Annotated in this window: 13 protein-coding genes; 9 read left to right on the top strand and 4 right to left on the bottom strand. The window is 62.7% G+C overall.

The features are described from left to right. The first annotated feature begins 3 nt into the window (after positions 1-3). The 5 genes from M1D68_RS22205 to M1D68_RS22185 all read left to right on the top strand — a co-directional run bounded on the left by M1D68_RS22205 (position 4) and on the right by M1D68_RS22185 (position 5,627). On the top strand, positions 4-561 hold the full coding sequence (locus M1D68_RS22205; protein WP_434560855.1) for an NUDIX hydrolase: 558 nt from the start codon (positions 4-6) through the stop codon (positions 559-561). A gap of 169 nt (positions 562-730) precedes the next feature. Next, entirely contained in the window at positions 731-1,102 is a 372-nt protein-coding gene (locus M1D68_RS22200; RefSeq protein WP_420766281.1) for a translation initiation factor Sui1, read from the top strand. Positions 1,103-1,311: 209 nt separating this feature from the next. Beyond that, positions 1,312-3,225, top strand: coding sequence for an arginine decarboxylase (gene speA, locus M1D68_RS22195; protein WP_039593533.1), 1,914 nt, complete (start codon positions 1,312-1,314; stop codon positions 3,223-3,225). Positions 3,226-3,528: 303 nt separating this feature from the next. Then, on the top strand, positions 3,529-4,839 hold the full coding sequence (locus M1D68_RS22190; protein ID WP_457968359.1) for a type VI secretion system Vgr family protein: 1,311 nt from the start codon (positions 3,529-3,531) through the stop codon (positions 4,837-4,839). Next, positions 4,836-5,627 (top strand): DUF4123 domain-containing protein, encoded by a 792-nt coding sequence (locus M1D68_RS22185; RefSeq protein WP_457968358.1) that lies wholly within the window; start codon positions 4,836-4,838, stop codon positions 5,625-5,627. Before M1D68_RS22190 ends, M1D68_RS22185 begins: the two co-directional genes overlap by 4 nt. Before the next feature lie 9 nt (positions 5,628-5,636). Here the strand turns inward: M1D68_RS22185 and M1D68_RS22180 are convergent, their stop codons facing one another. Both M1D68_RS22180 and M1D68_RS22175 read right to left on the bottom strand, forming a co-directional pair. Next, positions 5,637-6,986 (bottom strand): MATE family efflux transporter, encoded by a 1,350-nt coding sequence (locus M1D68_RS22180; RefSeq protein WP_420766284.1) that lies wholly within the window; start codon positions 6,984-6,986, stop codon positions 5,637-5,639. Positions 6,987-7,056: 70 nt separating this feature from the next. After that, on the bottom strand, positions 7,057-7,350 hold the full coding sequence (locus tag M1D68_RS22175; protein ID WP_420766285.1) for a hypothetical protein: 294 nt from the start codon (positions 7,348-7,350) through the stop codon (positions 7,057-7,059). A gap of 164 nt (positions 7,351-7,514) precedes the next feature. Between M1D68_RS22175 and M1D68_RS22170 the strand changes: the two genes are divergently transcribed. From M1D68_RS22170 to M1D68_RS22155, 4 genes are read left to right on the top strand one after another with little or no spacing between them, the layout of a single operon-like run. Next, positions 7,515-7,820, top strand: a complete 306-nt coding sequence (locus M1D68_RS22170) for a MazG-like family protein (RefSeq protein ID WP_420766286.1) — start codon at positions 7,515-7,517, stop codon at positions 7,818-7,820. Then, the gene (locus tag M1D68_RS22165; RefSeq protein ID WP_434607957.1) at positions 7,817-8,566 is read left to right on the top strand and encodes a methyltransferase; all 750 of its coding nucleotides are present in this window, start codon (positions 7,817-7,819) and stop codon (positions 8,564-8,566) included. The genes M1D68_RS22170 and M1D68_RS22165 overlap by 4 nt, the downstream gene beginning before the upstream one ends. Before the next feature lie 25 nt (positions 8,567-8,591). Further along, positions 8,592-9,200: a DUF4136 domain-containing protein gene (locus M1D68_RS22160; protein ID WP_434701481.1), complete on the top strand. Its 609-nt coding sequence runs from the start codon at positions 8,592-8,594 to the stop codon at positions 9,198-9,200. Positions 9,201-9,221: 21 nt separating this feature from the next. Then, positions 9,222-9,779 carry a DUF4136 domain-containing protein gene (locus M1D68_RS22155; protein WP_434649059.1) on the top strand — a complete coding sequence of 186 codons (558 nt, stop codon included), beginning with the start codon at positions 9,222-9,224 and terminating at the stop codon, positions 9,777-9,779. 31 nt (positions 9,780-9,810) lie between these two features. On the opposite strand, the gene M1D68_RS22150 is transcribed toward M1D68_RS22155, so the two are convergent. Beyond that, on the bottom strand, positions 9,811-10,665 hold the full coding sequence (locus tag M1D68_RS22150; RefSeq protein ID WP_434560843.1) for a MaoC family dehydratase: 855 nt from the start codon (positions 10,663-10,665) through the stop codon (positions 9,811-9,813). 2 nt (positions 10,666-10,667) lie between these two features. Then, positions 10,668-12,020 carry a 3-oxoacyl-ACP reductase gene (locus tag M1D68_RS22145; protein WP_434649055.1) on the bottom strand — a complete coding sequence of 451 codons (1,353 nt, stop codon included), beginning with the start codon at positions 12,018-12,020 and terminating at the stop codon, positions 10,668-10,670. Between the last annotated feature and the right edge of the window lie 120 nt (positions 12,021-12,140).

The following is a 12,140-nucleotide window of genomic DNA, read 5'->3' as shown; positions in this document are numbered from 1 at the left end:
TCGATGGACGAAAGCACCCGGGAGGCGGCTCACCGAGCGGCTTCGGATGCCGAGCTCATCGCTTGGGTCGACGAGCATGACAACCTGCTCGGCAGCCTGGTGCGCTCGGATCTGCGCGAGCGCGGCCTGATCGGGCGGGGCACCTATATCATGTTGTTCAATTCGGCCGGGGAGTTGTGTGTCCATCGGCGGACGCTGAGCAAAGCCATCTATCCCGGTTACTGGGATGTCGCGGCCGGCGGCATGGTGCAGGCGCACGAGAGCTACGCCGAGTCGGCGGCCCGCGAGCTTGCCGAAGAGCTCGGTGTCAGCGGCGTGGAGCTGGTCGCCCACGACCATTTCTATTTCGAAGACACCGGCAGCCGCCTGTGGTGCTCGGCGTTCTCGGCCGTGTGGGATGGTCCGTTGGTGCTGCAGCCCGAAGAAGTGCTGGAGGCGCGTTTTCTGCCCGTCGAGCAGGTGCTCGATGAAATCCGCCACAAGCCTTATTGCCCGGACTCCCTGGCGGCTCTTGGGCGCTATTTGCGCGCCTGCGAAGCCGGTGTCGCAAAGAAGCTCTAAATTGGCGCCGATTGGCCCTTAGCAAGTCGCCTTTTTGCCGTTACACTGCGCGACTTTTCAAGCTTGGCCGACATCGTTCGGCCCAGTTGCGCTGCCCCTGCCTGAGTGGGGCTTCGCGGTCGAGGCTTTCCCCCCTTGACCAGTCTTTGTCCTCCGAAGAGGATTGCCGGTGGCCAAAAAAGCCGCATCCTTCGCCGCCCTGGGTGGCCTGGTATTTTCTACCGACGCCGGTCGTCATTGCCCCGATTGCCGCCAACCGGTGGATGCCTGCATCTGCAAACAGACAATCATCCCCGAAGGGGACGGTATCGCTCGCGTGCGCCGCGAAAGCAAAGGTCGCGGCGGCAAGACGGTGACGACCATTACCGGTGTGCCGCTGGCCGAAGACGCCCTCAAAGAACTGGCGACGACGTTGAAAAAACGCTGTGGCACGGGTGGCGCGTTGAAGGACGGCGTCATCGAGATCCAGGGCGATCACGTCGAGCTGCTGTTGGCGGAACTCACCAAACACGGTTTCAAGGCAAAGAAATCCGGCGGCTAGCAGCCTCTGTGAAGACCACCCCGGCTTGATCCGAACCCCGGTTCGGGGTCGCCCACATGGTTTTCACAGAGCCTGTTCTGAACGGGTTCTAAACTCAGCGCTGCGGGCAGGGTCTACCGTGCTTACAGGCAAATCGTCATTTCCATTCTCTACACTGCGCCAGCCTGCGACCGGGTGGGTGCATTTTGACTTCTTTATAGGGGACTTCGATGTCCGTACGACGCACACGCAAAGACGATGGCAGCCAATGGACAGTTGCGGACAGCCGCAGTGTTTACGGGATTCGCCATTGGGGGGCCGGGTATTTCGCGATCAATGAAGCCGGTCGCGTCGAAGTCCGTCCGAACGGCCCCGACAGTTCGCCCATCGATTTGTACGAGCAAGTCGACCAGTTGCGCCAGAGCGGCCTTTCGCTGCCCTTGCTGGTGCGCTTCCCCGACATCCTGCAAGACCGGGTGCGTCAGCTCACCGGCGCGTTCGACAGCAACATCGCGCGCCTGGAATACCAGAGCCAGTACACCGCGCTTTACCCCATCAAGGTGAACCAGCAGGAAGCGGTGATCGAAAACATTATCGCGACACAGAACGTGTCGATCGGCCTGGAAGCCGGCTCCAAGCCCGAGCTGCTGGCGGTGCTGGCCCTGGCGCCGAAGGGCGGGACCATCGTCTGCAACGGCTACAAGGACCGCGAGTTCATCCGCCTGGCGCTGATGGGCCAGAAGCTGGGCCATAACGTTTTCATCGTGATCGAGAAAGAATCCGAAGTCGGCCTGGTGATCGAAGAAGCCGCGTCGCTCAAGGTCAAGCCACAGGTCGGCCTGCGGGTTCGCCTGTCGTCCCTGGCGTCGAGCAAGTGGGCCGACACCGGTGGCGAAAAATCCAAGTTCGGCTTGTCGGCCGCGCAGCTGTTGTCGGTGGTCGAGCGCTTCCGTGGCGCGGGCCTGGACCAGGGCATCCGCCTGCTGCACTTCCACATGGGTTCGCAGATCGCCAACCTGGCGGACTACCAGCATGGCTTCAAGGAAGCGATCCGTTATTACGGCGAGCTGCGCAACCTTGGGCTGCCGGTGGATCACATCGACGTCGGCGGCGGCCTGGGCGTGGACTACGACGGCACGCACTCGCGCAACGCCAGCTCCATCAACTACGACATGGACGATTACGCCGGTGTCGTGGTGGGCATGCTCAAGGAGTTCTGCGATGCCCAGAGCCTGCCGCATCCGCACATCTTTTCCGAAAGCGGTCGTTCGCTGACCGCGCACCACGCCATGTTGGTGGTGCAAGTGACCGATGTCGAGAAACACCACGATGACGTCCCGGTCATCGAGAACAAGGAAAGCCTGCCGGAAACCGTGCAGTGGCTGGTGGACCTGCTGGGCCCGACCGATATCGAGATGGTCACCGAGACTTACTGGCGAGCCACCCATTACATGAGTGACGTGGCAGCCCAATACGCCGATGGCAAGCTGACCCTGGCGGAAAAAGCTTTGGCCGAGCAGTGCTACTTCGCGGTGTGCCGTCGCCTGCACAACTCGCTGAAGGCCCGCCAGCGTTCGCACCGCCAGGTGTTGGACGAGCTCAACGACAAGCTGGCCGACAAGTACATCTGCAACTTCTCTGTCTTCCAGAGCCTGCCGGACACCTGGGCGATCGGCCAGGTATTGCCGATCCTGCCGCTGCATCGCCTCGACGAAGAGCCACTGCGCCGTGCCGTGCTGCAAGACCTGACCTGCGACTCCGATGGCAAGATCAAGCAGTACGTCGACGAGCAGAGCATCGAGACCAGCCTGCCGGTCCACTCGCTCAATCCAGGCGAGGATTATTTGTTGGGTATTTTCCTGGTGGGTGCCTACCAGGAAATCCTGGGTGACATGCACAACCTGTTTGGTGACACCGACTCGGTGAACATCTACCAGAACGCCGATGGCAGCGTGTACCACGCCGGTATCGAAACCCACGACACCATCGAAGACATGTTGCGCTATGTGCACCTGTCGCCGGAGGAGTTGATGACTCACTACCGTGACAAGTGCGCCAGCGCCCGGATCACGGCGGCCGAGCGCACTCAGTTCCTGGATGCGCTGCGACTGGGGCTGACGCGTTCGTCCTACCTTTCTTCCTGACGGTGGCCCCTTGCGGGGCCGCTGTTGCAGGCTAGAGCGATTCATCGTGGCGAGGGTAGCTCGCTCCCGCTGGCGCGCAATGGTCCCGAATGGGGCCAGATGCGTCCAGCGGGAGCAAGCTACCCTCGCCACGTTGTATCTGCATTGCAAACCCGTGCGCAGCGTTTATTGGCCTATTGATGCCGTTTAGCTGACGGCGTCCTAATTTCATGTAGTCCCTTTCCTAAATAGTCCTTGAGCCCTCTACTCGTCCTCTGCTGTCGGCGAGAATGCCCGGTCGCCCCTCCTGTAGAGAAAACGCCGATGTCCGATCCAGCCTGCGAGCTACCTTTTCGTCTGGAGATAGCCGGTCTGTCCGAACCTTTCGTCGTCGTAGCCTTAACAGGCAATGAAGCCATCAGCGAACCCTTCGTTTTCGAAGTGGAGCTGTCGGTCAGCGACATGGCCCTGGACATGGCCGGGTTGCTGTACCGCAACGTCTGGCTGAGCTTCGGAACCAAGGATCAAGGCATCCACGGGCGACTTCACGAAATCGTCCACCGCCATGGCGAGAGCTGCCGGGTACGCATCGGGCCGAAGCTGGCGAGCCTTGCGCAGCGTTTCAGTCAACGGGTCTTCAATGCCTGCTCGGTGCCACAGATCATCCGCCAGGTCCTGGGCGGGCATGGTATCAACGGCCGCAGCCTGTGCCTGGATCTGAGCAACGCTTATCCTTCGTTGGATCTGTATACCCAGTACCGCGAATCCGACCTGCATTTCCTACAACGAATGTGCGCCCAGGCGGGTATCCACTTTCATTTCGATCACACCCGGGACGGGCAATGCCTGGTTTTTGCGGATACGGCGGGCAACGTTCCGACGATGGACAAGGCTTTGTACAGTGTTGAAGGGCGGGCCCGCGCAGTGCGTGCGTTCACGGTGAAGGCGGATATCCACGGAGCGTTGGTTGCCCAGGGCCGTAGCGATCTGATGCACTTGCACGCCGGCCAGATCCTGTCGCTGAAGGGCCATCCTCATGGAAAGTGGAACCAGGGCTGGTTATTGACGCAGGTTGAACACCACGGTCATGCGGGCGGTTATGGCAATCTTTTCCAGGCCATTCCCTGGGGGATGCCCTTCTTGGTGGACAGGGCGCCGGACAAGCCTGTCATGGTGAGCAGGCAACGCGGCTGGGTCGTGGAAGTGGATGAGCCGCGAGTGGCCGGGCGAGTGGCGGTGCAGTTCGACTGGGCCTATCAGGGAGAGGGCGCCATCCCCAGTCATTGCTGGCTGCCCTTGGCACCCGAGCTTGCGGCGCGTGGCGTGGGGACGATTGCCGAGGGCACCGAGGTTCTGGTGAGTTTTATCGAGGGCGACCCGGACCGTCCCCTGGTCAGCGCATTCCTGGGTGGCGCCCCCGGCGCGCAGTCAACGCAGGCGCCTTCTCCCACCGCGCCTGCCGGGGAAATTCCCGGGGCTTCTGGAGTCGATTCATCCTTGTTGTCCGCAATCAAGGATGGTGAGCCACTGGTCTTGCTGTGCCTTTTGCCAGGCGGGGGGCGTTTCAGCCCTTGTGCGCAGCCGGTATGTACCTGTCGCATGGTGATGGGACAGGGCGCGGGCGCGGCGCCATGAATGTGGCCACGTTGCCGGGTCCCGCTCCCCAATGGCTGCTGTTAGACGTTCCGGACGCGCCCGAGGCCGCACAGCGCCTGAAGGAGCAGTTTGCCGAGGTGCCGCGTTTTGCCCTGTTCGAGGGAACCGAGTTCGACGGAGCGAGATCACACGGCCCGCTGTTGGTGGATCTTAGGCAATCGCCTGCGCTGGCCAGCCTGTGCCATCTGGACGCTCGATCCTGGCCCGGGTTGCTGTTGGTGACCTCGACGCCAGCCGAGTCCTTGCTGGTACATTTGCGGCGCATGCTGACGGTGACGCTGGGCCTGCATTACAAGGCCTTCCTGAGTTATTACAACCCGCACACCGCCAGCTATTTCTTCGATGCCTGCGATCCCCGGGAGCTCAGTTGCTGGCTGGGACCGATCAGCCTGTTGCGCTGGTTCGGTGGCACCTGGTCCGATCGGACGATGGGGTGCCAGGGGTGGCAACAGCTCTCCAATCCCAGGCTTGCGGTGCCTGCGCTGGAAAACGAGCATGGCCTCAGCGACAGGCAACAGGTCAAATTGCAGGAGTGCTTCCTGGAACGTCACGTCTGGCGATGGTCTCGCTCCACCGGCCATGACTATTGGGTGCTCTGGGACTACGTGCAACAGGGGCGCAAGCTGGGGTTCAGCGAGCAGGCCGTTCTCGACGGCTGGTTATGGCTGCGCTTGCAATACCCCGATGCCGAGCCCGTGCCGGGGCTGCCTGGTGGTTCCCAGCGAGAACGTCTCGATCATTTGCGACGCCTCTGGCAAGGCAAATAGGGCTGAACATCATCGAGTTTCGGCATCGACCCAGCCGCCCCGACGGTGCAAGAGCCAGGCGACCGTCCCGAGCGTCAGGCTGCGCACCGTCATGAACAACAGGAAGGTGATCCACAGTCCGTGGTTGCCGAGTCCTTGCAGCGCCCAGGCCAGCGGCAACACCAGCAACAGGGTCAGGAGCATGCCGTTGCGCATTTCCCGGGCGCGGGTGGCGCCGATGAATAGGCCATCGAGCAGATAGCTCCACACGGCAATCAATGGCAGCGTTGCCAGGTAAGGCAGGTAGCGGTAAGCGGTGTCGCGCACGTCGGCAATGTCGGTCTGCATGTCGATGAACAAATGTCCGGCCAGCAGAAACAGCAGTGCGAACCCGACGCTCGCGATCAAGGACCAACCGCAGGCGACCACCAGCGAACGGCGCAGGGCCAGGCGGTCGCGAGCGCCAATGGCGTGGCCGCACAGCGCTTCCACCGCATGGGCCAGGCCATCCAGGGCATGGGCGGTAAGCAGCAGGCCATTGAGCAGCAGCGCATTGGCCGCCACCGTCGCGTCCCCCAGCCGCGCGCCTTGCACGGTGATCAGGAAAAACACCGATTGCAGCACCAGGCTGCGGATGAAAATGTCCCGGTTTACCGCCAGCAGCGGTCGCCAGCTCTGCCACAGGCTCAGGGCGGCCCAGGCGATCCGCCCTGGCCAGGCGCGCAGCGTCCTTCGGGCCAGGGCCAGGCCCACCAGCGCGCCCGCCCACTCGGCAATGACCGAGGCGCGTGCCGAACCCGTCACGCCCCAATCCAGGCCGATCACGAACCACAGGTTCAAGGCGATGTTCACCAGGTTGGTGACCAACAGGATCGTCAACGGTGCGCGGGCGTTCTGGGCGCCAAGGAACCAGCCCACCAGCGCGTAACTGGCCAGCGCCGCCGGCAAGCCGAAAAGCCGGGTGTGGAAGAAATCCCGGGTCAATTGGTCGAGCTCGGCCGAGGGCTGCATGAAGTGCAATGCCACGTCGCTCAACGGAACCCCGACCGCCCCGAGCACCACCGACAGCCCCAACGCCAGCAAGAGTCCTTGCAGCAAGACCTGCCGCAGCGCAGCGCCATCGCCACGCCCGGCTGCCTGGGCGGCGAACCCGGTTGAGCCCATGCGCAGGAACCCCATGGCCCAGGCCAGCACCGTGTACAGACTCGCCCCGACCGCCACCGCGCCCAACTGATGGGCATGGGGCAAGTGGCCGATGACGGTACTGTCCACCAGTGCTACCAGCGGTACGGATATATTCGAGAGAATCATTGGCGCGGCCAGCGCCCATACCCGACGGTGGGTGAGGCGGTCGCGCCAGTCGGCGATCAGGTTGGACATGGTGGCTCCTTGATGGAGCGCGATTGTAGCGTTATCGCAGCGTTCGTTCCTGATGTCGCCCTGTTTGTCTTCAGTGAATGATCCAGCTCAGCAACCACAACCCCAATACCAGCCAGATAATGCCCATGACAATCGAGGCCCGCATAAAGGCGCGGATCGCCGAATACAGCAGCATCAGCCCGAGGATCAGTGCGACGATGCTGATGATCGAGGTGTCCATGCCAAGCGTGCGGGACAGGCCATCGACAAAATTGCCACCGGCATTGGCCAAGGTGTTGAACAGCCCGCTGAGCAGGTCGACGATGAAACGGATCACCGAACCGAGCGCCTGGCCGAGCCATTCGAAGAAACTTTCTACCTGCATGTTTGCATCCTGATGGAGAGGAATCGGAATCGAGCCGTCGGCTCCTGACTGTAGGAGTTGTGGCGGCTGCGATCGTTCGATTATGGAGCAATTCACCGCTTCGTACCGAGACGCTTGCCTTCCCTCGTCATCGCCCCGAAGCTATGCGCATTCAGGAGAACCCGATGAACCTTGTTGAACTGACCGAACGCCTGCATGCCATTCGTGACCGTAACGATTGGCGGCAATTCCACAGCCCGAAGAACCTCGCCATGGCCGCCAGCGTCGAGATGGCCGAGCTGGTCGAGATTTTCCAATGGCTGACCGAGGACCAGTCGCGCCAGCTGCCCGCGGATAAACTGGCCCACGCCGGGCAGGAAGTCGGTGACATTGTGTTGTACCTGTTGCTGCTGTGCAGCGAGTTGGGCTTGGATATGGACGCCGTGGTGCGCGGCAAATTGGCCGACAGCGAGCGGCGGTTCGCCCCATGAGTGACCGTCATTTCGACCAGCTCGCCACGCGTTTCGCGGAAAAAATCTACGGCGGCGCCAAGGGGGCGATCCGCCTGGCGGTGCTCCAGGCCGATTTGCTTGAAGCCTTGCCTGACCGCCCGTTGCGTATTCTGGATGTTGGCGCGGGCCTGGGGCACATGTCACTGTGGCTGGCCGAGCGTGGTCACCAGGTCACCTTGGCTGAACCGGCCGAGCCCATGCTTGAGGGTGCCCGTCAGCGGTTTGCCGAGGCCGGCCAGGACGCAACGTTCATTCAGGCGCCGTGGCAGGACCTGCTCGGCCAGCTCACCGAACCGTACGATCTGGTGCTGTGTCACGCGGTGCTGGAGTGGCTGGCCGAGCCCCACGCGATCCTGCCGGTTCTGCATCAACTGACGGCGTCTGGCGGCTGGTTGTCGTTGGCGTTCTACAACCGCGACGCGCTGGTTTATCGAAACTTGCTCAAAGGGCATTTCCGCAAGTTGCGCAAAAACGACCTGGCCGGTGAAAAACAGAGCCTGACCCCGCAACAACCCCTTGATCCTCGCCAATTGGCGGCGCAACTTGAAGACCTGTGGCAGGTCGAAATTCAAAGTGGCGTGCGGGTTTTTCATGACTACATGCCGGTGCAATTCCAGGGCCGCGTAGAGCTCGCGCAATTGCTGGAAATGGAACTGGCCCACCGGCGCCACCCAGCGTTTGCCGGGTTGGGACGCTACCTGCATTGGGTCTGTCGTCCCCTCTGATCCGAAAGAACAGTCGGAGAGCGAAATGAAAGGTCGTTCAGGATTATTGGTGTTATGCCTCGGGCTGGCAGCCTGCCAGAGCGACAATCCGTATGTCGCGACTTCCAATCCGTTGCCGCCGGCGCCGCCCGAGGCCGCCAAAGTGTTCGATCGCAGCGCCTATCCGGCGCCGCCCCGTGACTATGGCCGCTATCGCAGTTGGGCCTGGCTCAACGGTCGGTTGCCGCCGGGTACTGCCTGGGCGGATTCGGCCCAGGTGGCCGAAGCGGTAAGCGCAGCGTTGGACCAACGCGGGCTGCGTCCGCTGCATGACAATCGCCCGGCGGACCTCTTCGTCAGTGCCGACCTGCGCCTGGAAACCCGGCTGCGGCAGGTCCGGGACGACTATGACGCGGGCTATTACGGCGGCTACAACCGCTACGGGCCGGGTTATGGCATGTACAACACTATTCCCGTGGTGCGCACCTATCAGGAGCAGGTCGTGGTGGTTCGGGTCGATCTGTTCGACGCCCGCAATGGCCAGCCCGTGTGGAGCGCCAGCGCCGAGACCAGCCAGCGCGGCAATCAGAGCGAGCGCACCGATGCCATTCGTGACGCGGTGGAAAAGGCCATGTCGGCCTATCCTCCCAGTTGATTCAAACAACGGAGAAAAACCATGTTTCGCCGTCTTGTCCCGCTTGCCCTTGCCCTGTTGCTCAGCGCCTGCGCTTCCAACCAGGTCAATCATGATTTCGACACCAGCCGCGACTTCGCGGCCTACCGCAGCTGGAGCTGGAAGGAGCCGGCGTTGCAATATCGCCCGGACGATCCGCGCATCAAGAGCGACCTGACCGAACAGCGCATCCGCCAGGCGGTCGCCGATCAACTCGACCAGCGTGGCCTGCGTCCGGCTACGGGCGGCGCGCGGGGCGATGTGCAGGTCCAGGCCTACCTGATCGTCGAGGATCGCCAGCAACAGGTGACGACCAACTATGGCGGCGGTTGGGGCGGCCCATGGAATGGTTATTGGGGCGGACCGATGTACAACGAAACCCGTAACCTCAGCTACAAGGTCGCCACCGTGCAGATCGACCTGCTCGACGGCAAGGATGGCAAGCTCGTCTGGCGTGGCAGCGACGAGCAATTGCTCAGTGATTCACCCAACCCGATGGATCGCAGCGCGAAGGTGCGCGAGACGGTGGGGCGGATCCTGTCCAACTACCCACCGCGTTGATTGGTTGACCCATAGGTTGGGTGGAATACTTTCAAGCAACCGGCTGCCAAATTCCCAGCATATGCTCCAGCTCACCAGCCCCCACCAATCGCAATTGCCCGCTGGAACCGGCCGCGCTCGCCAGCAATGTCACCTCGCTGGGCAGGCGCACTGGCTTCTTGAACGTTACGTCGATTTCAATATTGGCTTCGGGCAAATGATCATCGAGCGCCGCCAACGTCCTTGCCTTGTTCCACAGACCATGGGCGATGGCAGTGGGGAAGCCGAACAACCGGGCGCTGGCGCCGCTCAGGTGGATCGGGTTGTAGTCGCCTGACACCTTGGCGTATTGCCGGCCAATATCCACGGGTGCGGTCCAGCGTGTCACTTGCGTCAACTCGGGGCTGTCCTCGGATGAGTCCTCGGCCAATGCGCCGTCAAGCTGGACGCCTTTGCAGAGCATCTGGCTTTGGGCCTGCCACAAGGGGCCCAACTGATCTTCGATACGGGTCACCAGATCGAATACCGCCCCCTTGGCATGAGGCTGCAGGTTCTCGACGTTAACGCTCGCCCGCACCTGGCTGACACCGCCCATGGGCCGCAGCACGCGGATGCGGTTGTTCAGGTGGATCAAGCCCAGCAATGGGAACGGGAAATCCCGGGCGGTCAGCAATTGCATCTGTAAGGCGAACGCCAGCACGTGTGGATAGGTCGGCGGCAATAGTCCGCTTTCGCTGAAACCACACACTTTGCGATAGGCCGCCAGGTTCTTTTGGTCGACCTGGATCACTTGGCGCAGCCCGACGTCAGGCAGGACCGTGCCGGTGATCTTGCGGCGAGTCGCGGCCTTGGCGTAGAGCCCTGACATCGAAGGGGCGGTGTTTATTTCCTGCCATTGGATCGTCATGGTCACGCCCCCAACAAGCTTTGCCCGCACACGCGCAGCGCCTGCCCGGTTACGGCGCCGGTGCCTGGTTGTGCCAGCCAGGCCACGGCTTCGGCGACGTCCTGGGGCAAGCCGCCCTGGCCCAGCGAACTCATGCGGCGCCCGGCTTCACGCAGGGCGAAGGGAATGTCGGCGGTCATGCGTGTCTCGATAAAGCCCGGTGCCACCGCGTTGATGCTGATTCCCCGCGCCTCCAGGCCAGGCGCCCAGGCTTGGGCGAGGCCGATCAGCCCGGCCTTGCTCGCGGCATAGTTGGTCTGGCCGCGATTGCCGGCGATGCCGCTGATGGAGGCAAGCAACACGATCCGGCCATTGTCCCGCAGGGTGCCGCTGTCGAGCAGGGCCTTGGTCAGCACCTGCGGCGCGTTGAGGTTGACCGCCAGCACCGCGTCCCAGAACTCGGGCGTCATGTTGGCGAGGGTCTTGTCCCGGGTGATGCCGGCGTTGTGCACCACGATGTCGACGCCGTCGGGCAGGTGTTCGATCAACTGCGCGGCGGCATCTTCGGCGCAGATGTCCAGCGTCACGCTGCGCCCACTCAGGCGCGCGGCCAGGGCGTCCAGGTCGGCCTTGGCTTGCGGGACATCGAGCAGGATCACATCGGCGCCGTCACGGGCCAGGGTTTCGGCGATGGACGCGCCGATGCCACGGGCGGCGCCGGTTACCAGCGCCTTGAGCCCGGTGAGCGGTCGCGTCCAATCCTGGACCTGGGTCTGGCAGACCTTGAGGCGGATAACCTGCCCGGAAACGTAGGCACTCTTGGGCGACAGGAAAAACCGCAGAGCCCCCTCCAACTGCGCTTCGGCGCCGTCACCGACATAAAGCAACTGCAGCGTCCCGCCATGGCGCAATTCCTTGGCCAGGGAGCGGCTGAAGCCTTCCAGCGCCCGTTGCGCACTGGCGGCAAACGGGTCGTCGAGGCTTTCCGGGGCGCGACCGAGGATGACGACATGGGCGCTGTGGTCGAGGTTTTTCATGAGGGGCTGGAAGAATTCGCGCAACTGCTTGAGCTGCTCGACCTGCACCAGATGGCTGGCGTCGTACACCACCGCCTTGATTTTCGGGCCGTGGCCGGGGATCCATTCGGTCGCCAGCGTCGGTTCGCCACCGTAGATGAAAATCGCGTCGGTCAAGCGCTTGGCGAACGTGGCGACCTGTTCGGTCAGGGGGCCACCGCCCAACAGCAAGGCGCCCTCGATAGGCCGCAGCCGCCCGGCCTGCCAGCGTTCCAGGCGCACCGGGGAGGGCAAGCCCAGAGCGCCAACCAGACGCAGGCCAATGGGCGAGTTGGCGAAGTCTATGTAACGGTCTGACATGGAACACACTCCGGCTGATGAGGTTCCAAGTGTGGACCATGTTTGGCAATTGGTCGTTCGATCGCCCGGATAAAGCCTAAGCTTGTGGCTGGGCACGTTACCGCAGGCCAATTTCACACA

It is taken from the genome of Pseudomonas sp. R4-84 (assembly GCF_054130985.1).
This window is presented reverse-complemented; position numbering and strand designations above follow the sequence as displayed.